Origin of the sequence: Streptomyces sp. NPDC059009 (assembly GCF_042740175.1) — a bacterium.
Lineage (GTDB): Bacteria > Actinomycetota > Actinomycetes > Streptomycetales > Streptomycetaceae > Streptomyces.
Genome location: NZ_JBHYJB010000034.1, coordinates 93980 through 111987, shown reverse-complemented (window position 1 = coordinate 111987; position 18008 = coordinate 93980). Strand labels below are relative to the sequence as shown.

General features: G+C 71.4%; 18 protein-coding genes. 7 read left to right on the top strand and 11 right to left on the bottom strand.

What is annotated here, in order from left to right:
• Positions 1 to 2: 2 nt before the first annotated feature.
• The 7 genes from ACFWYM_RS30505 to ACFWYM_RS30475 form a co-directional block, all read right to left on the bottom strand.
• On the bottom strand, positions 3 to 1268 hold the full coding sequence (locus ACFWYM_RS30505) for a YcaO-like family protein (RefSeq protein WP_384844430.1): 1266 nt from the start codon (positions 1266 to 1268) through the stop codon (positions 3 to 5).
• 186 nt (positions 1269 to 1454) lie between these two features.
• Complete coding sequence (locus ACFWYM_RS30500) at positions 1455 to 2672, bottom strand: sensor histidine kinase (protein ID WP_384844427.1); 1218 nt, start codon at positions 2670 to 2672, stop codon at positions 1455 to 1457.
• 38 nt (positions 2673 to 2710) lie between these two features.
• Positions 2711 to 3364 (bottom strand): response regulator transcription factor, encoded by a 654-nt coding sequence (locus tag ACFWYM_RS30495; protein WP_384844424.1) that lies wholly within the window; start codon positions 3362 to 3364, stop codon positions 2711 to 2713.
• Positions 3365 to 3426: 62 nt separating this feature from the next.
• Complete coding sequence (locus ACFWYM_RS30490) at positions 3427 to 4614, bottom strand: ABC transporter permease (protein ID WP_384844421.1); 1188 nt, start codon at positions 4612 to 4614, stop codon at positions 3427 to 3429.
• Positions 4608 to 5345, bottom strand: a complete 738-nt coding sequence (locus ACFWYM_RS30485) for an ABC transporter ATP-binding protein (protein ID WP_384844418.1) — start codon at positions 5343 to 5345, stop codon at positions 4608 to 4610. Before ACFWYM_RS30485 ends, ACFWYM_RS30490 begins: the two co-directional genes overlap by 7 nt.
• Positions 5342 to 6502, bottom strand: a complete 1161-nt coding sequence (locus ACFWYM_RS30480; protein ID WP_384844415.1) for a peptidoglycan-binding protein — start codon at positions 6500 to 6502, stop codon at positions 5342 to 5344. The genes ACFWYM_RS30485 and ACFWYM_RS30480 overlap by 4 nt, the downstream gene beginning before the upstream one ends.
• Positions 6499 to 7008, bottom strand: coding sequence for a hypothetical protein (locus ACFWYM_RS30475; RefSeq protein WP_384844412.1), 510 nt, complete (start codon positions 7006 to 7008; stop codon positions 6499 to 6501). The genes ACFWYM_RS30480 and ACFWYM_RS30475 overlap by 4 nt, the downstream gene beginning before the upstream one ends.
• Before the next feature lie 404 nt (positions 7009 to 7412).
• Here ACFWYM_RS30475 and ACFWYM_RS30470 point away from each other — a divergent pair, with 404 nt between their 5' ends.
• A complete protein-coding gene (locus ACFWYM_RS30470) occupies positions 7413 to 9005 on the top strand; it encodes an alanine/glycine:cation symporter family protein (RefSeq protein ID WP_384844409.1) in 1593 nt (530 codons plus the stop codon).
• 64 nt (positions 9006 to 9069) lie between these two features.
• Here the strand turns inward: ACFWYM_RS30470 and ACFWYM_RS30465 are convergent, their stop codons facing one another.
• The 3 genes from ACFWYM_RS30465 to ACFWYM_RS30455 form a co-directional block, all read right to left on the bottom strand.
• Positions 9070 to 10038, bottom strand: coding sequence for an ABC transporter substrate-binding protein (locus ACFWYM_RS30465; protein WP_384844407.1), 969 nt, complete (start codon positions 10036 to 10038; stop codon positions 9070 to 9072).
• Between the two features lie 59 nt (positions 10039 to 10097).
• Positions 10098 to 10949 carry an ABC transporter permease gene (locus ACFWYM_RS30460; protein ID WP_384844404.1) on the bottom strand — a complete coding sequence of 284 codons (852 nt, stop codon included), beginning with the start codon at positions 10947 to 10949 and terminating at the stop codon, positions 10098 to 10100.
• 227 nt (positions 10950 to 11176) lie between these two features.
• Positions 11177 to 12034 carry an ABC transporter ATP-binding protein gene (locus ACFWYM_RS30455; protein WP_384844401.1) on the bottom strand — a complete coding sequence of 286 codons (858 nt, stop codon included), beginning with the start codon at positions 12032 to 12034 and terminating at the stop codon, positions 11177 to 11179.
• A 490-nt stretch (positions 12035 to 12524) separates the two neighbouring features.
• On the opposite strand from ACFWYM_RS30455, the gene ACFWYM_RS30450 reads away from it, so the two are divergent.
• Together ACFWYM_RS30450 and ACFWYM_RS30445 are read left to right on the top strand one after the other, a co-directional pair.
• Complete coding sequence (locus ACFWYM_RS30450; RefSeq protein WP_384844398.1) at positions 12525 to 12878, top strand: hypothetical protein; 354 nt, start codon at positions 12525 to 12527, stop codon at positions 12876 to 12878.
• Complete coding sequence (locus ACFWYM_RS30445; RefSeq protein WP_384844395.1) at positions 12856 to 13320, top strand: universal stress protein; 465 nt, start codon at positions 12856 to 12858, stop codon at positions 13318 to 13320. Before ACFWYM_RS30450 ends, ACFWYM_RS30445 begins: the two co-directional genes overlap by 23 nt.
• Positions 13321 to 13324: 4 nt before the next feature.
• Here the strand turns inward: ACFWYM_RS30445 and ACFWYM_RS30440 are convergent, their stop codons facing one another.
• Positions 13325 to 14731, bottom strand: coding sequence for a lanthionine synthetase C family protein (locus ACFWYM_RS30440; protein ID WP_384844392.1), 1407 nt, complete (start codon positions 14729 to 14731; stop codon positions 13325 to 13327).
• 210 nt (positions 14732 to 14941) lie between these two features.
• On the opposite strand from ACFWYM_RS30440, the gene ACFWYM_RS30435 reads away from it, so the two are divergent.
• The 4 genes from ACFWYM_RS30435 to ACFWYM_RS30420 all read left to right on the top strand — a co-directional run bounded on the left by ACFWYM_RS30435 (position 14942) and on the right by ACFWYM_RS30420 (position 17884).
• A complete protein-coding gene (locus ACFWYM_RS30435) occupies positions 14942 to 15085 on the top strand; it encodes a hypothetical protein (RefSeq protein WP_384844389.1) in 144 nt (47 codons plus the stop codon).
• Between the two features lie 123 nt (positions 15086 to 15208).
• The gene (gene lxmK / locus ACFWYM_RS30430) at positions 15209 to 16267 is read left to right on the top strand and encodes a class V lanthionine synthetase subunit LxmK (protein ID WP_384844386.1); all 1059 of its coding nucleotides are present in this window, start codon (positions 15209 to 15211) and stop codon (positions 16265 to 16267) included.
• Complete coding sequence (locus ACFWYM_RS30425) at positions 16264 to 17253, top strand: T3SS effector HopA1 family protein (protein WP_384844383.1); 990 nt, start codon at positions 16264 to 16266, stop codon at positions 17251 to 17253. Before lxmK ends, ACFWYM_RS30425 begins: the two co-directional genes overlap by 4 nt.
• Positions 17254 to 17287: 34 nt before the next feature.
• Positions 17288 to 17884 (top strand): hypothetical protein, encoded by a 597-nt coding sequence (locus ACFWYM_RS30420; protein WP_384844380.1) that lies wholly within the window; start codon positions 17288 to 17290, stop codon positions 17882 to 17884.
• Positions 17885 to 18008 lie beyond the last annotated feature (124 nt).

The following is an 18008-nucleotide window of genomic DNA, read 5'->3' as shown; positions in this document are numbered from 1 at the left end:
TTTCATGCCGTCCCCACCCGTGTTCTGGCGCGCGCCCCGGGGGTGTTGAGGCGGCCCTCCGTGACCAGGTGGAAGCGTTCGAGGCCGGGGCATTGGACCTGGACGGCCGTCGTGCCGTGGCTCATCCGCCGCAGCCGGTGCGCCAGCACGCGGATCCCGGCCGCCGAGATGCGCCGGACGACTTCGCGGCGCTGTTCCGCGAGGGAGGCATCGGCCGCCGGATCCTCGACGAGCTGTCTGACGGCGGATCCCGGGTAGAGGCGTCCGGCGCAGGCGATGCGCGCGCAGTCGAGCAGCCTCGGGCGTCGCGCGAACCGCTTGTGCACGGCAATGGTGCGCGGCCGGTCGTCGCCGTACTCCCGGTCCAGGAGGTGGGCTCCCAGGAGGCCGCTGACCGCTCCCTCCACCGCGAGAGCACCGCTCAGCGAGGCGCGGACGGAGAAGGGGACAAGGGATCGCTCGAACGCCCCGGAGGCGGGGACCAGCGCGAGGGCCACCGGAATGCCGATGTCACCGGTCAGGTCGAGGACCACGACCCGGCTGCCGATGGCCGCGCTGATCCGGTCGGCCTCGTCGGCGACATGCAGCGGCATCACGCCGCGGGGCACGCGCGGCGGCATGCCGCCCCGTTCGTGGATCGAACGCCACAGGAACAGGGAGAGGGCGTCGCGGCCCACCCATTCGAGCAGCGCCCGCAGCAGTGCCTCGTCCTCCGTCGCTCCGATCCCGCATCCGGAGTCGACGCTCCAGGACAGGACGGGCCCGTACGCCGCGGTGTCACCGAGCAGAGCTCGGGCCGCCGCTGCCTCCGGTGTGGGGGCGGCATACCAAGGCGCCCACAGGAAGAGGGGGAGCTCCAAGTCCTCTCCTCCGTCCAGTGCCCGGTAAGGGAGGCACGCCAGTCGTACGTCACCTTGTTGCGCGACGATCCGCACGGCGAGTTCCGCGCCCGCCCCGCTCAGGGCCACCTCCGACGCGGGCGGCAGCACGACGTCGAGGCCGCGCAGGCTCGCGGCGCCGGTGACCGCGTGTTTCAGGGCTGCGCTCAGGGCCTCGTTCCTGGCGACTTCCGGCAGTCCGTCACCGTCGCCGGCTCCCCCGGGGACGGGGACTCCGTCGACGGTGCGCAACCGGCACCGGGCCGCGGTGAATCCAAAGGGCTGCGCCATCGCCACGTCGTAGGTCCAGCCCAGGCCGTGGATCTCGTCGGTCAGCCGCTGCCGGGTCTGGGGTGAGGAGATTTCATGTTTCCGTACGAGGACTTCCACGCCTTCCGCCCATCGCGTCGTCGGCCTCTTTCCGACAGCAGATTCGCAATATCTCGCTGCTCCGTGATGGGCCTAAAGTCCCGAATCGGCGGAAAGCGCAGGTAGTCGGCATCACAGGGACCCTGGACCATCAACTTTCGTCGCGCGATGTCATCCTTCACCGCCTCCGGAGACGGTGATCAACTGCTATGAGTGGCGGCCCAGTTCCACCGTCACGGTGAGGCCGCCCCCCTCGTTGGGGATCGCACGGACCGAGCCCTCGTGCGCCTGCGCGACGGCCCGGACGATGGACAGTCCGAGGCCCTCACCGCGGCCACCTCTCCGGTCGCGTCCGGGACCCCGCCGGAAGGGCTCGAACAGGCCCTCCAGCTCCGCCTGTTGGACGGCGGGCCCGGTGTTGGAGACGATCAGCCGCCCCTCCGGGCTCGTGTGGACCCGTACGACACCGTCTCGGTGGTTGTAGAGCACGGCGTTGCACAGCAGGTTGGCGACGAGACGGGCGATCAGAACACGGTCTCCCCGCAAGGAAGATGAGGTGCCGTCAGTGGTGACGCGGACGGCGTGTTCGCGGGCGGTCTGCCGGACCGCGGCGACCTCCTCCTCGACGACCTGGCCCAGGTCGAAGGTCTCGTAGCGTTCAATGCCCCGCTCTCCGTGGGCCAGCATCAGGAGTCCGTCGATGAGCCGCTCGCTGCGTCGGTTGGCGTCGAGGAGGCCCTCCTTCACCCGTGCCAGTTCCTCGGGGCCGGGGTTGTCCTCCAGGCCGATCTGGATGGCGGCGCGCTGCCCTGCGAGCGGGGTGCGCAGCTCGTGGGAGGCGTTGGCGATGAAGCGCCGTTGGCTGTCGAAAGCGGCGTCGAGGCGCGAGAGCAGGGCGTCGAAGGTGTCGGCGAGTTCCTTGAGTTCGTCGCGCGGGCCGTCCAGGGCGATGCGTTCGTGGAGGTTGCGCTGGGAGATGCGGCGGGCCGTGGCGGTCATGGCGTGGATGGGGCGCAGGACCCGGCCCGCTGTCCACCAGCCGACCCCGACCGCGAGCACGCCGGTGATCAGCAGCGCCACGGCCGACCAGAGGAGGACCTGCTGGGAGGCGGCGTCACTCACGGCGGACACGATCAGCTTCCCGTTCGATCCGTCGACGCGCGGCAGTTCGATGGAGGGTGTCCCCGTCGGGGTTGGAGTGTCCGGTGGGGTGGGAGCGCCCGGCGGAATCGGTGTGCGCGGGGGCTTGTTGGCCGGGGCCGGAACCACCGTGGCTTTCAGGGCGTTCTCTGCGGCGGCGTGGGTGCCCGCCCGGGACAGCACGTTCACGAGACCGAGGAGCAGTGCTCCCAGCGCCACGAACACCACTCCGTACGCCAGCGCGATGCGGCTGCGGACGGTGCGGCCACGGAGTGGGTTCGACACGCGCAGCACGTTCGGCACCCGCAACACGTTCGGCGGGTTCACAGGCGGTAGCCGATGCCGTGCACGGTGGCGATGAGCTGGGGTTCGCCGAGCTTCGCCCGCAGCTTGCTCATCGTCACCTGAACCGCCGTGGTGAACGGATCCGTGTGTTCGTCCCATGCCTGCGCGAGCAACTGCTCGGTGCTGACCGGTACTCCCTCGGCGGTCAGGAGGATGCGCAGGACCGCGAACTCCTTCGGGGTCAGCGCCAGTGGGCGGCCGTCGCGGGCGGCGGTGTGCCGGACCGTGTCGAGTTCGATGCCGCTGCGGTGCAGGACGGGTGGTCTCACCGGTGCGCTGCGGCGGCACAGTGCCTTGACCCGGGCGATCAGCTCGGGGTACTCGAACGGCTTGGTCAGGTAGTCGTCGGCCCCGAGGTTGAGCCCTTCCACCAGGTCCTGCATGGCGGAGGCGGCGGTGAGCATCAGGATGCGGGTGCGCACCGCCGCTCCGGCCAGGCGGGCCGCGACCTCGTCGCCGTGGGTGCCGGGCAGGTCGCGGTCCAGGAGCAGGACGTCGTAGTCGCCCACCTCCATGCTGAACAGAGCCGCGTCGCCGTCGTGGACGACGTCCACGACGAAGCCGTGCCGCGTCAGGCCCCTGCTGATCATCTCGGCCATCATGGGCTCGTCCTCGGCCACGAGCACGCGCATCGCGGTCCTGCCCTTTCTGTCGTTCCGTTACGTCTTCCAGGCACCGCCCCCGGCGACGCGGGTCACGTCGCGGCGAGCGCCGCCGTCGGTGCGAGGCGGGCGGCCCGCACCGCCGGGTAGAGCCCGGCGATCCCGCCGATGACGAGGGTGGCTCCGATGCCACCGGCCAGCACCCAGGGCGGCACCACCACCGGCCAGCCCTGCGCGAGGGCGTAGGCGGCCGTCACCCCGGAGCCGAGGAGCACGCCCGCGCCGCCGCCCAGGGCCGACAGCAGCAGTGACTCCGTCAGGAACTGGCCGCACACCTGCCCCTGGGTGGCGCCGAGCGACCGGCGGAGGCCGACCTCACCGCGCCGCTCCAGGACGGAGATGACCATGGTGTTGGCGACACCGATGCCCCCGACCAGGAGCGCCACCGCGCCGAGTCCGACGAGGAGGCCGGTGAACGCCTTGTCGCCCGCCTGCTGTGCGGCAAGGGCGTCCGAGGGACGGGAGACCGCGACTGTGGACGGGTCCTCGGGGTTCGCAATCGGGGCGAGGCGCGAGCGTACGGCATCGACCTGTGTCTTCACCGCCCGGGCGTAGATCGTGGTCGGGTTCCCGTCGAAGCCGAGGTGCTTCCGCGCCGTCTCCCAGCCGACCAGGGCCGCCGTGTCCAGTTCGGGGGCCAGCGGCGTGGGCGCGAGGATCCCGGTGACGGTGAACCACTGGCCGCCCAGCCAGATCTGGCCGCCGGCCCGGTGCACGCCCAGGCGTTCGGCGGTCTCGGCGCCCAGGACGGTGGTGGGGTACTTCGCGGTGGCGCCGTTGAACCAGCGGCCGCGGGCGAGCTCCGCGCCGACCGCGTCCAGCAGGTCCGTCCGTGCCGCGTAGGCGCCGATGCCGCCGGACTGTTCGGCGGGGACCTTGTCGCTGCGGTACGTCTTGGCCCCCTTGATCTCGCCGATGGCGGAGGCGGTCTCCACGTCCTTGATCCGGCGGACCATGTCGGTGGACTCCTCGGGCAGCTTCGCCTCGCCGCCGCCCAGGCTCTGGCCCGGGACGGCGGTCAGCAGGTTGGTGCCCAACGCGTCCAGGGTGCGGTCGAGTTCGGCGCGGCTGGAGCTGGAGATGCCGACGACGGCCACCATGGCGGCGATGCCGATGGCGATGCCCAGCGCGGAGAGAAAGACCCGCATGGGCCGGGTGCGCAGGCCGAATCCGCCGACGCGCAGGAGGTCGCGGGGCGAGAGGCGGGCGGGGGTCAGCATGGGGCCTCCGTCGGCGTGGTCGAGGCGGCCGAGTCGTGCCGGACGCGGCCGTCAGCGGCCGAGTCGTGCCGGACGCGGCCGTCGAGCATGACGACCTGGCGCGGCAGGCTCTCGGCGATCCCCTGGTCGTGCGTGATCACGAGGATCGTCGTCCCCGCGGCGTTCAGCTCGTTCAGGAGCTCCATCACGGCCTTGCCGGACGTCGAATCGAGGGCGCCGGTCGGCTCGTCCGCCAGCAGCAGAGCGGGCTCTCCCACGACGGCCCGGGCGATGGCGACGCGCTGCTTCTGTCCGCCCGACAGCTCGGCGGGCCGGTGGTGGATCCGCTCCCCGAGGCCGACGCGCTCCAGGACGGCCGCCGCGCGCCGGCGGCGGTCCTTGAGGCCGCGGCCGCTGTACAGCAGGCCGTCGGCGACGTTGTCGAGCGCGCTGACGCCTTCGGCGAGGTGGAACTGCTGGAAGACGAAGCCGATGCTCTGGGCGCGCAGCGCCGAGAGTTGACGGTCGGTCAGCCCGGCGACGTCGTGGCCGTCGATGGTCACGCGGCCCGCGGTGGGCCGGTCCAGCGTGCCGATGACGTTCAGCATCGTCGACTTCCCGGAGCCGGACGGGCCGACGATCGCCGCCAACTCGCCGCCGCGCACGGTGAGATCGACGCCCGCGAGCGCGGTCACGCCGGGGTATGCGCGGGTCACGCCCGCGAGTTCGACGACGGCAGGTGCAGCGCTCACCGGGGCACCGCGACCTTCATGCCGGGGCGCAGGTCCTTGCCCTTGACCTCGACCTGGCCGTTGCTGAACATGCCGAGTCCGACCGGGATGGTGCGGGTCTTGGCGCCGTCCACGACCTCGAGTCCGTAGCCGCCGCCGGTGCGTGCCACGAGAGCGGTGACCGGGACGTAGAAGACGTCTTTGCGGACCTCGCTGGTGAAGTTCACGTCGACGGGGGCCTTTTGCAGATCGCCCAGGGCTTTCTGGTCCGGGATCCTGACCGTCACCTCGGCCTCGGACTTCTTCTCGCCGCTGCCTTCGCCGCCCGCCCCTTCGCCTCCCGACCCTTCGCCTCCGCCAGCACCGCCCCTGCCGTCGGCGGAGCCTGAGCCGGAACCGTCGGCGGCGTCGGACGACACGGTCTCGATGCCGGTGACCTTGCCCTTGACGGTCTTCCCGCCGGGCAGGACGACGTCCACAGCGTCCCCCTTGCGCGCCAACTTCTGGTCGGAGAGGGGGAGTTTGACGGTGACGGTGCGCTCCCTGCCGGTGAAGGTGAGGATGTCGGCGGCCGCGGCGGCGCCGGTGCGGGTCTTGAGCCCCGCGATGCGCAGGGCGCCCGGCACGAAGGCGACGAGGCCCTTCTCGACCGTGCCGGTAGCCTTCAGCCCGCGGGCCTGCCGCCAGGCGCGCACCGCCGACGCGGTCTGCGCCGTGTACGTGTCCCCGAGCGGGGCCCCGTAACCGAGCGCGCGCAGATTCTCGTTGAGCTGCTCCACGTCCGGCCCTTCATGGCCCTGCTTGAGGTCGCGGTACATCGGGGTGCTGCCGTACATGGCGGTGACGGGCCGGTTGTCCACCTTGTAGAGCGTCTCGCCGCGCGTGATGGTCTCGCCGGTCTTCGGCAGCCAGGTGACCGTGCCTTGAAGGGCCCCGCCCAGTGTGCTCGCAGCGCCGTGGCCGAGGCTGCCCGCCGCCGTCTTGGTGGCCGCGAGGTCGCCCTTGCCGACCGGCGCCGTCGAGGTCGACGTGGTCTGCGGCGCCTGCGCGCCACCGCTGCCGCCGCCGGAGAGGGCCAGCGTCGCGCCGATGGCTCCGGCTGCCGCCACGACCACGACGCCTGTGGCGACGCGGCGCCGACGCGATGCCGTGCGCTTCTTGTCGGCCACGCCCGTCATCCGCCCACTTCCTGGCGCTTGACACTCTTCATCTTGCTCCGGCACTTGGCGTCCGCGTCCTTGTACCGATCGGTCTCCTGCACCTCCTGGTTCGGGGGCAGCAGCGTGCCGTTCTCGTCCGGATCGGCCTGCTCCGAAATCCCGTTCTTGCGCATGCATTTCGCGTACTCGGTCAGCTCGGCGGCGAACTTCTTCTTCTCCGCGTCGGTCACCTGCATCGGGTTGTACTTCTTGCACTTCTTGGTGGCGGCATCCACCTTCGCCTCGTCCTGGCCCTGCCTCATCATGGGCATCTGGCCCGGCTTGGGGTCGGGCACGTCAAGGCCCTCGGCGCGCATGCACTCCGCCCACTTGAGCTCCTTGCTCTTCCCGCCGCTCTTCTCACCCCCGGCCTCGTCCTGTGCACTCCCGCTCCCGCCGCCACAGGCGGTCAGGAGCAGTGCGCCGATGAACAGGGCGGCCGGTGCGGCGGCAGCGCGTGCGCCCAGTCCGTACGTGCGGGCCATGACATTCCCCTCGGGTTCGCGGGCGGCACGTCACCGCCTCGGCACCTCCAGGTGTACGGACCGACCCCTTTCGACAACCTTTCGCGGGCGAGCACCGGCACGGTGACAGAGGTCACTCCCGCGCAAACCGATCATGGATCAGAAGCCGTTTTGGCGCTCCACGCAAATGAATCCCCAAGCACATGCTCGGTCTCACTTGTGAATGGCAGGCGAGACAGCGAGTGCGCTCCGGCGTCTCACTCCGGCCGATGTGAACGGGGCCATTCGTAGAGGTCTTTGGTCCCTGGCTCGGACATGCCCGGGCTTTGAACATCTCTTTAACGTTCGCGAGCCGGCGCCGCCCCGTAGCGATGCGCCACTCCCCCAATCCAGCCCCAGCCCCAGCCCGGAGAGTCGACACCCGTATGCGCGCTTCCGTCATCCCCCCAGACGCCCCTCCCCCAGTCGCCGACGGCACCTCCGGCGGCGGCGTCGAGGACGCCATCAACGGCTTCATCGATCCGCTCACGCAGGCCGTCTCATCGGTGATCTTCGCCGAGGTGACCGTCTTCGGCATCACCTTCCCCTGGATCGTCGCCTGGCTGGTGATCGCCGGTACGGCCTTCACCCTCTACTTCGGCGCCATCCAACTGCGCGGCTTCAAGCACGCGCTCAGCCTCGTCCGGGCCAGCAGCCGCAAGAACGGCGACGCGGGCGACCCCGGCGAGGTCACCCCCTTCCGGGCGCTGACCGCCGCAGTCTCCGGCACGGTGGGCCTGGGCAACATCGCGGGTGTCGCGGTCGCCGTGACCGTCGGCGGACCGGGCGCCACCTTCTGGATGATCCTGTGCGGGCTGCTGGGCATGGCCATCAAGTTCGTCGAGTGCACGCTCGGCGTGAAGTACCGGGAGATCGACGAGGACGGCACGGTGCGCGGCGGACCGCTGCAGTATCTGCGCCGTGGCCTCGCCGACCGCGGTCTGGCGCGCTGCGGCCGTGTCCTCGCCCCGCTGTTCGCGGTCGTCATCGTGGTCTTCGCGGTGCTCGGCGGCAACATGTTCCAGATCAACCAGACCCTGGCGCAGCTGCGCGGCGTCACCGGCGGGGACGACGGCTTCATGGCCGGCACCGGCGCCGGACTCACCTTCGGGATCGTCTCCTCTGCCCTCATCGCCATCGTCCTGCTCGGCGGCATGAAGACCATCGGCGCGGTGACAGCGCGCCTCGTCCCGGCCATGGCGGCCATCTACATCGGCGCCTGCTTCGTCGTCATCGGCGCCAACGCCTCGTACGTGCCGAGTGCGCTCGGCTCGATCGTGGAGGGCGCGTTCGCGCCGTCCGGTGTCGCGGGCGGCGCGATCGGCGTCATCATCATCGGCTTCCAGCGCGCCGCGTTCTCCAACGAGGCCGGGCTCGGCTCCTCCCCCATGGCGCACGCCGCCGTGAAGACCAAACACCCGGTCACCGAGGGCTTCGTGGCGATGCTCGGCCCGTTCATCGACACCGTCGTGGTCTGCACGATCACGGCCGTCACCATCATCATCGCCCGCCCGGAGAGCTGGCTCGCCGCCCGTGACGCGGTGGCGAACGGCGAGGCGGTGCCCGACGGCGTCACCCTCACGTCCGACGCGTTCGCCACCGTCATGCCCTGGTTCCCGTACATCCTGACCGTCGCCGTGGTGCTCTTCGCCTTCTCGACGATCGTCACTTGGTCGTTCTACGGCCAGCAGGGCTGGGCCGACCTGTTCGGCCGCTCCCGTGCCAGCCTCGTCGCGTACAAACTGCTGGTCTCGACGTGCGCGATCGTCGGCTCGCTGCTCACCCTCGGCGCGGTCCTCGACCTGGCGGACGCGCTCCTGTTCACGCTGGCCCTCTTCAACGTGATCGGCCTCTACCTCATGGCGCCGATCGTGAAGAAGGAACTGGCCTCGTACCGTGCTCATCTCAAGTCCCGCAAGGAGCAAGGGCAGGAACAGGGACAGGGGCAGCAGTCGCCGCAGGACGTGGAGGTCGGCTGAGCGCGGCACAGCCGCCAGGCACCGGCGGCGTGCGGCGGCCCGTCCGCCGCACGCCGAACAGGCCCTACTTCACCAGTTGGTCCATCGCGACGGGCCCGCCCCTCAGCAGCCCGGCCTCGCGGTAGGCGGCCTGCATCTTCTTCAACTGGCCGGTGTTCGGGGCGAGTCGGGGATCCCACTCGTAGGCGGGCGTCCTGCGCAGGACGTCCACCTGCTGGCCGGTCGCCCGTGCCAGGACCGTCAGCGTCTCCTCCGATGTCCGGCCCCGGCCCTGAAGGTCCGCGGCGGCCTTGCGGAGCGCGGCGAGCAGCTTGCCCGCGGCGGGCCCGGCGGCGAAGCCGTCTCCGACGATCACGCCGGTCGCGGTGGTGCCCCGGGGCGGAACGGCCACCGGCTCGGCCACACCGCCCTGTTCCATGGCGGTGGTGAACGGAGCGGGCACCACCGCCGCGTCCACTCCCCCGTCGGCCAGCGCGGCCTTCATGTCGGGCACGGCCACGTTCACCACCCGCACGTCCTTGAGTCCGAGCCCCGACGCGCGCAGGGTCTCGGCGAGCTGGTAGCCGCCCGCGGCCCCGGCGCCTCCCGCGACAGCGATCTTGCGGCCCCGGAGATCGGCCGGGTCGTCGACGTCCTTGGAGTCCAGCAGCCGCTTGGCGACCTCCAGGGCCGTGGGCGAGGGAGTCTCGCCGGTGGCGGCTCCCATGGAGGCGAGGACCTTGACGCCGAGGCCCTTGGCGACACCGTTGAACAGTCCGGCCGAGAAGCCCGCGACAACGGCGTCGATCTTCCCCGCCGCGGCGAGTGGCACCGCGTCCTGACCGCTCTTCACCTTCTGGAGCTCGACCGTGATCCCCTCCTGCTTGAAGTAGCCCTTGGCGTCGGCCAGATAGAGCGGGGCGAAGAGCGTCGAGGGCAGATGGGCGATCCGCACCATGCTCGGCGCGACCGCATCCTTGGTGCCGCCCTGACAGGCGGCGAGCAGGGGGAAGAGGGGAACGGCGGCGAGAAGGGCCGTTCGACGGCGGATCATCAGGGTCGGTGTCCTTTCGGAGGGCGTCTCGGCTCCGGGAGTCGTGTCGGGGAACCAGGTCAGATGTGCGGAGGCGTGCGGGAGGGAGACGGACGTCGAGGCCGCAGCCCCACGGCCCCGCGCCGTACGCCGGCCGCGCGCCACGGCATGGCCCGGCGCCCGACGAGGTGGATCGCGCCCGAGAAGGCGGCTCCCAGCGCCGCGACGCAGACCAGCCCCACGTACATGCGCTCGGGCTGGAACAGCGTCCAGGAGTTCCAGATGAGGTGGCCGAGACCGCTGTCGGACGCGACGAATTCGACGGCGACCACGGTGACCACGCCGAGCCCGGCGGCCGTTCGCAGCCCCGTCACCACGCCCGGACAGGCACCCGGCAGCAGGACGAAGCGCGCCATCCGCAGGCCGGAAGCGCCGTAGGACCGGGCCGCCTCCACCGTGCGGGCGTCGATCTGCCGTACGCCCGCAAGGGAGTTGATCTGTACGACGAAGAAGACGGCGAGGGCGACCGAGAGCACCTTGGGCGTCTCGGTGAGGCCGAAGACAAGCAGCAGGAGCGGCAGAGTGGCGATCTTGGGCAGGGCGTACAAGGCCGCGAAGAGCGGGCCGAGCAGACAGTTGACCGTGCGCGAGACTCCCATCAGCAGCCCGGCCAGGGCGCCCGCCCCCGCTCCCAGCGCGTAGCCCGGCAGGAGTCGCCCCAGCGTGGCCGTCACATGGGTGCTCAGCTCTCCGTCCCCGGCCATCGCCAGGGCCTGGGAGGCGATGGCCGTCGGCGGCGGGAACACGAGCGAGTCGATGGCGCCCCCTTGCGCGGCCGCCTGCCAGAGCAGCAGCAGCGTCGCGGGCAGCGCGAGCCCGAGCCCGATGGCGCGCCAGGCGTCGCGCCGGGCGCGGGTGGCGGCACGGCGCAACTCCTCGGGGACGGGGTCGGCGCCTTCTTCGGGAACGGGACCCGCAGCGGTCGCTTCAGGCTCGGGTTTCGCAGCGGTCGCTTCGGGCGCGGGACCCGCAGCAGTCGCTTCGGGCACGGGTTCCGCAACTGCTGCTTCGGGAGCGGCAGTCGGGTGCGCGTCCGTGCCGGTGGTGCACCTCCTCCGGCGCCCTGCACGGCCCTCCTTGTCGGTGCCCTTCGGTCCCCTCACCGCGAGTCCCCGGTCCCTACGTCGTCGACCCTGTCGTCGGCGACGTACGGCGCCTGGGCGTCGGCGACCTGCCCCCGCAGCTGGTTCCACACGCGGGCGCGCAGCTGCCCGAACTCCGCGCTGTCGACGGTCCGGAGGTCTCGGGGGCGCGGAAACGGGACGGAGAACTCGTCCAGCACCCGTCCCGGCCGCGCGGACATCACCAGCACCCGGTCACCGAGCAGGATCGCCTCGTCGATCGAGTGCGTCACCAGCACCACCGTCTTGCGCTCCTCCTGCCACAGCCCCAGGAGTTGCTCCTGCATCAGCCGCCGCGTCTGCGGATCCAGCGCGCCCAACGGTTCGTCCATGAGCAGGACGGGGCTACCGGTCGCGAACGCCCGGGCCAGCGCCAGGCGTTGCCGCATTCCACCGGAGAGCCGGTCGGGATAGCTGTCCGCGAAGTCGGCCAGGCCCATCCGCTCCAGCCACGGGTACGAGGACGCCTCGGCGGCCCGGCGGCCGACCCCCGCCATCCGCAGACCGAAGGCCGCGTTGGTGCGCACGGTCAGCCAGGGCAGCACACCGAAGTCCTGGAAGACGACGGCCGCCGCGGGCCTGCCGGGCCCGCCCGCTGGGAGGACGTCGCCCGACGAAGGCGAATCCAGCCCGCCGAGGATCCGCAGGAGGGTGGACTTCCCGCACCCCGACGGCCCGACGACGCACACGAACTCCCGCTCGCGGACGGCGAGTGACACCCCCTCCAGAGCTTGCACGACCCGCCCTCGCGGGGAGAAGAACGCCTTGTCCACAGCGGTGACGGACAGGACCGGCGGACCGGGAAGGCAGGTCTCCGCGGACTCATGAGAACACATGGGCCGAGTCCTGTCCTTTGGCTCATCGGAAGAGAGAAGTCGACTTCTGGCTGCCGCCGTCCCGTTGCCTCCGCGTGAAGACGTGGGCGAGCAGCGGGTGGCGGCCCCGCGCGGCACGCTGCCATTCATCCGCTGCGGAGCCACCACTGGGCCGTGGCCGCCCCTTCAACCGCCCGTGCGGGAGAAAGCAGGGGTGGAGGCGCGCGTCATCGCGGCAGGCCGACCACGGCACACGAGGCCCACCGGCTCGCACTCAGGGGCCCCGCAGGAACGCTAGTGGCTCGCCGGTCCGACCGGACATCGCACAAAGTTGTGCGGCGACAGCCAGAAGTCGACTTCGAGGAACTGAGCAGAGATTCCGCATGCCCGGACCGGGATCAACCATGGGTCGAGGCAGCCGACCAAAGGGCAATGGCTCGCGCGGACGCCGCTGCGTACCTTGGAGCGGCAACAGAATTCAACGGCTCCGCCCTGCGAAAGGATCTCCCCGTTGACCAGGACCTGGCCCCATGACGCCCCGGAGACGCGGGGGGACACGGTCGGCAAGGTGGACTTCGTGCGTCCGGACGGCGTCAGAAGCTTTGTGGGCGGGCAGCGCATCGCGTTCGACCGCAACACCGGACGCGATGTGTACGCCTTCCGGTACCCCATGCTCCCCTGCGACATGCGGGCCGGTTCGAGCGGCGGACCCTGGCTCGCCGACTTCGATCCGCTCACCCGAATCGGGACCCTGATCGGCCTCCAGAGCGCCGACGGGGACCACTCCGGCGTCGGGCCCGTCGGCGTCTCACCAATTCTGGGCCCCCTCACCGAACAGATCTATGAGCGAGCCCAGACCCTCTGATGCGTCGTCCCCGGCCTGCGATGCCTCGTTCAGACACGGCGTCGTCGTCGGCTTCGACGGCTCGACCTCCGCTCAGCGGGCTCTCGCCTACGCGAGTGGGATGGCCCGGCGCACGGGGTCGGGGCTCATTGTGGTCCATGTCCCCCACTACCCGGCCGCCACCGCCTGGGGCTGGGACCCACTGACCCTCGTCACCGTGTCGGCCTGCCGCAGGGAACATGTCGCGGGTGAACTGGCGGGCTCGGGCTGTCTGTCCGAGGTGACCTGGACTCTCGTCGAACGGGACGGCGGCATCAGCCACACGCTTGAGGACGTCGGCCGTGAGTACTCCGCCGACGCCATCGTCGTCGGCGCCACGCACAGCCTCAGGGGCCGCATCCTCGGCTCCGTCGCCGGCCGGCTCACGCGGCGGGCGCGTCGCCTCGTCATCGTGGTTCCCTGACGGTTCACCGGCTCGGGAGCGGTCCACCTGCGCGAGGAGGGGCGAGCAGCAGGGCCGCGTCCCAGACGGTCGCGGGGAGTTGGTCGTGTCCGTAGGCGTGCAGGGCGAGTGCGTTGCCGGCGGCGCCGGTCAGGAAGCCGGGTTCGTTCTGCGGGCCGTGGGGCAGGCCGAGGTCGGTGCGGAAGCCGAAGGGTGCCTGCGCGTCGTAGGAGTTCAGTACGCGTGCGGCGAGGGTGTGGGTCAGGCCGGTGAGTTCGTCGTCTCCGGGGTGGCCGTCCCTGGTCCTGGAGGTGATCTGCAGGAGCCCTGCCCAGCCGTGGCACAGGTGGCTCGCCGTGACGTCCGCGCCGCTCAGGTCGTCGAAGGCGCGGATGAGATCCCTCTTGGCGTCTCTCACCCAGTCCGGGCGCTCGCCGGCCTGCCCGGCGAGGCGCAGGGCCGTGCAGACACTCAAGGTCCCATAGCACCAGGCGAGTTGGGTGGGCGGGTCCGTGACGGTCGCCGCCCCCGTGGCGTCCAGACGGAGGGTCCGGGGCCACCAGGCCGCGCCGTCCGGCCCGTCGCGGCGCTCGTTGAGCAGCCACGCCGCCATGTCGTGCACCGCCTGGCGCTGCCCGGGGCGTTCGGCGCCGACGAGGAGCGCGAGCGACAGGAAGGCGAGCGAACCGGCCAGGCCGTGGGCCAGCCCGAGGTTGAGCAGCCCGGATTCGGTGCCGTCGTCGACGCGGCGGGTCGCCCAGGCGGGGATGCGGTGCCCGGTGACCTCACGCGTGGCCGACAGGCGGATCAGGGTGTCCGTGACCTGCGCCAGCGCCCGGCTGTCGGGGGCTTCGGCCAAGAGATAGACGCCGAGGCCGGTCAGGCCGTAGACGACGTCGTGGTCGACCATCGTCAGTGCGGTGCCGGTGCCGTCGATCCGCCGGCCAATGGCCGTGCTCAGCCCGGGTGTTGCGGCCAGGACCGCTGCGCGCACTTGACCGCGGAGGTGGGCGTAGGTGTCGTCGTCCGCCGATGAGGCCGCCCCGCAGGCGAAGCCCAGACCTGCGAGTCCGCTGAAGAGCCCGATGCGGGCGGGCGCCGCACGCAGGCGCTGCGCCCAAAGGCCCAGGTGTGCCCGCGTCTGTTCGCGGTAGGCGCCCTGAGCATGACCGGCCTCGGCCAGCAACAGCGCTGTGCCGGCGGCGCCGTTGGTGAGGAGGCTCCCCTCCAGCTTGGGCGTGGCTGTGAGGTGGCGGTCGACGAACGCGGGGTCGGCCAATCGGTCGGCGACGTCGTCCGCGATGTGCCGTGCGCGCGCTCTGAGCCGCTGCACGTCCGACCGGGCCCGCTCCTCGGCAAGACGGTGATGTGGTGAGCCTTCGCCCTGCACGACAGGGGTGTTGCGCACAGCGCGGTGCTGATCCCGATCCATGAGAGCGATAGTGCCCGCCCCAAAAACCGCCAACAATCAACCATAGTTGGTCAGTTATCGCCATTACGGGATGGTTTCGGCGCTCTCCCCGGCGATCTGATGGGTCGAGTGCCGTACGGCAGCACAGCAGCTCCACGGTGACCGGTCCGTGTGGGCGGCCGCCCGGAGGCACGTACACCCGGAAGCACGTACAAGAGGAAAGGTGGAGACATGACTGCCGAGGACCTGATGAGCGGTTTCTCCTTCCACGTCGACGCGGAGGAGTTCGCCGCCGAAGCGCAGGCTCTGGAGGAGATGGCCACGGCCAGCGGTGGCGGCACGACGACGTTCTGCTGCACCGTCCAGTGCTGCTGACACACGCCGACTGACGTGGTGGGTCTGCTGCCGTGCGGCAGGCCCACCCGTGCGCGTCCGCGGCCTCATCACGGTGACGACGGCCCCGGACTCCTCCACCCCGCGCGCAAGGAGACCTCCCGCTTGTCCCTGACGACCGCCCAGCTCGCCCGCCTGAAGATACGTCCCGGCTCTGTCGAGGACATGCACGGCCCCGGCAGGAACACCTGCTGGAAGGCCACCGCACTGGACGGAAGGCCCGTCTTCGTCAAGAGGCTGACAGGCGAACCGGCAGACGCCGACTCCCGCTTCCACAGGGCGGTGTCCTTCGAGCGCGTGGCCCCACGACAGCAAGGCAGCGGCCTGCGCCATCCGCGCCTGCTGGCCTCGCATGCCCCTTCGCGGCTGCTGGTGTATCCGTTCCTGACCGCCACATCGGGTTCCGACCTGCTGTCGGATCATTCCTTCACCGAGGACCTCGCGCACACCGCCGGGCGCGCACTGGCCCGCCTGCACACGATCGACCACCTGGCAGGAACGGACGTCCCCACCACACCCCCGCTCATGCCGCCCCTGTCCTTCTTCGAGGCGCTGCCCGAGGACGCGTTCATCGCGGCAACCGGCGCCGAACTACAGGCGTGGAAACTGCTGCAGCGCGATACGCAGGTGCGCGCGGCGCTGCACGGCCTGCGGGAGCAGGAAGAGCAGACGCACCGGCGGCCCATCCACGGCGATCTGCGCTTCGATCAACTCCTGCTGGCCGGGGACACGTTGTACCTGACGGACTGGGAGGAGTTCCGTCTGGGCGATCCCGCACGTGATCTCGGGGCATTTCTCGGTGAGCTGGTGTGGACCGCGACGACCCGGATTCCCCGATCCTCTCCTTCTCAGGGCCAGTTGTCCGACGCTCCCACCGAGCAGGACGTCACCGCGGCCGGTGCCCGAGAACTGCGTCGGCTCCGCCCCCTCGCGATGGGCTTCTTCCGCGGCTACTACGACGGCCGTGCCGTCATGGACGACTCTCACCTCGCCGCCCGGGTGGTCGGCTTCGCCGGCTGGCACCTGATCGACCGCGTCCTGTCGCACAGCGGCAGCCGTCCCGCGCTGGCGCCCACGGCACGGGCGGCGCTCGGCATCAGCCGGACCCTGCTCTCGACTCCCGGCCCCTTCATCGACGTGCTGGGCTGCGGAGGTCCCTCATGACGCCGCCCGACCACTCCCTGCCCACGCGCCCCCTGCTCGACGACCTGAGCGGCATACGTGTCGACCACGGCCGGCACCGGGCGGTGATCGGCACCGCCGAGATCACCGCGGACAGCACGGCGGCACTGCGGCCCAAGCTCGCCGCGGCCCTGTACCGGGCGCTGCACACCGGGCAGCACCCCGTGGCCGACGACGACAACCCCTCGGCCCGCGACCACGAGTTGGAGAGCGCGCTGCACCGCCAGGTGCCCCACGCCCTCACGCACAGCACAGCGCTCCTGATCTCACGCGACCCCGCACAGGACATCGCCACCGTCGACATCGACGGCGTCCGGGTCCAGGTGGCCGAGGAGCGACTGGGCGGCGATCCTCGTCCCGCTGCCTTCCGTGTGTCCCACTCCGCGGCCCGGCCGCGGCTGTCCCCCGGCTTCTTCCTTGTCCAGGGATCGCAGGGACGCCCCCTGAACGGGCCCGTCCTGCGCCTGTACGTGCACTTCCGTGACCACGAGCACGCCGTCACCGGCTGGCACGGCGTGCTCGGGCAGCTGGAACGGCTCGCCGTGCCCTACCAGGCCAAAGTGCTCTCCCATCGCCGCCACTACCCGCGCCGGGACAGCCTCGTGGTCTATCTCGGGCAGGAAGCACACGCGGCGCTCCGCCCCCTGGTCGACACGGCCGCCCGCCTCAGCGGCCGCGGCCACGACGTCTCCCGCTTCGCCAAACAGGTGGGCCTCGGCGTGGCCGTCGCGTACGAACCCGACGACCCCCGGCCCACGGCCCGGCGGCTCAGTTTCGGCCAGCACCGAGCGGCCGCCGTCGCTGACGCGCTGATCGCCCACGCGGCACCGTCCTCGACGGGCGGTCTGCACCAGGCCGTTGCCTCGGCGCTGCAGCAGGCAGGGGCCCACCCCGTCCTCCCCTACCTCAACGCGGGGGCGAGGGCGTCCGACTACCGCCTCTTCCACGACCTGGACGTCTCCCCGTGAGCCGGCGCGTCGATCCCGCCGGGATACTGAGCGCGTGACTTCCGAAGATCTCCTGACCCGGCAGACAGCCCTCCAGGCGGAAGCCGACCACGTCGGCGCCGACCTCCAGCTGGCCCGCCTGCTGGAGTCACGCGGCGAGGCCGTCCGCGTGGGCAGTGCCGCCCTTGGCCTGATGGTGCGGCGTGACCTCGACATCACCGTGGTCTGCCCGCAGTTGGACCACCGCACCAAGAGGGCCGTGGCCGCGGTGGGCGCCGAGTTGGCGGTGCACGAGCGGGTACGGCAGGTGTCCCTGCGGGACGACACCGGGCGCTGGAACACCGATCCGCTCTACCCGGACGGGCTGTACGTAGGGGTGGAGTACCGCGCCGAGAGCGGTGCGGAGTGGACCCTCGACATCTGGTTCGTCGACGAGCCCGACCGGCAGCCGGACCTCGGTCATCTGCGTACGCTGCCGCCCCGGCTCACCGACGAGCACCGGCGCACCATCCTGGGCATCAAGGCGGTGCTGGCCGGACGGCCCGACACCGGCACGCGTGTCCCCAGCTATGACGTCTACCGTGCGGTGCTCGACGACGGGATCACCACGGTCGATGCGTTCGACGCGTGGCTCGCCCGCACCCGGGGTTGACCGGAATCGTGGGGGGGGGGGGGGGGCCCGGCCCCCCGCCGGGCGGCCCCCCCCCCCCCCCCCCCCACGACGGCGCAGCGCCTGCGACGGCGCGTAGCGGCCGGTGGGGTACTCCTCGTGCAGG

Excerpts from the sequence above, each read along its gene's own strand:
- ACFWYM_RS30435 (WP_384844389.1), top strand. The coding sequence starts at position 14,942 with ATGACTGCCGAGGACCTGATGAGCGGTTTCTCCTTCCACGTCGACGCG.
- ACFWYM_RS30490 (WP_384844421.1), bottom strand. The coding sequence starts at position 4,614 with ATGCTGACCCCCGCCCGCCTCTCGCCCCGCGACCTCCTGCGCGTCGGC.
- ACFWYM_RS30445 (WP_384844395.1), top strand. The coding sequence starts at position 12,856 with ATGAGCGAGCCCAGACCCTCTGATGCGTCGTCCCCGGCCTGCGATGCC.
- ACFWYM_RS30465 (WP_384844407.1), bottom strand. The coding sequence starts at position 10,038 with ATGATCCGCCGTCGAACGGCCCTTCTCGCCGCCGTTCCCCTCTTCCCC.
- ACFWYM_RS30425 (WP_384844383.1), top strand. The coding sequence starts at position 16,264 with ATGACGCCGCCCGACCACTCCCTGCCCACGCGCCCCCTGCTCGACGAC.
- ACFWYM_RS30495 (WP_384844424.1), bottom strand. The coding sequence starts at position 3,364 with ATGCGCGTGCTCGTGGCCGAGGACGAGCCCATGATGGCCGAGATGATC.
- ACFWYM_RS30480 (WP_384844415.1), bottom strand. The coding sequence starts at position 6,502 with ATGACGGGCGTGGCCGACAAGAAGCGCACGGCATCGCGTCGGCGCCGC.
- ACFWYM_RS30440 (WP_384844392.1), bottom strand. The coding sequence starts at position 14,731 with ATGGATCGGGATCAGCACCGCGCTGTGCGCAACACCCCTGTCGTGCAG.
- ACFWYM_RS30475 (WP_384844412.1), bottom strand. The coding sequence starts at position 7,008 with ATGGCCCGCACGTACGGACTGGGCGCACGCGCTGCCGCCGCACCGGCC.
- ACFWYM_RS30470 (WP_384844409.1), top strand. The coding sequence starts at position 7,413 with ATGCGCGCTTCCGTCATCCCCCCAGACGCCCCTCCCCCAGTCGCCGAC.
- ACFWYM_RS30455 (WP_384844401.1), bottom strand. The coding sequence starts at position 12,034 with ATGTGTTCTCATGAGTCCGCGGAGACCTGCCTTCCCGGTCCGCCGGTC.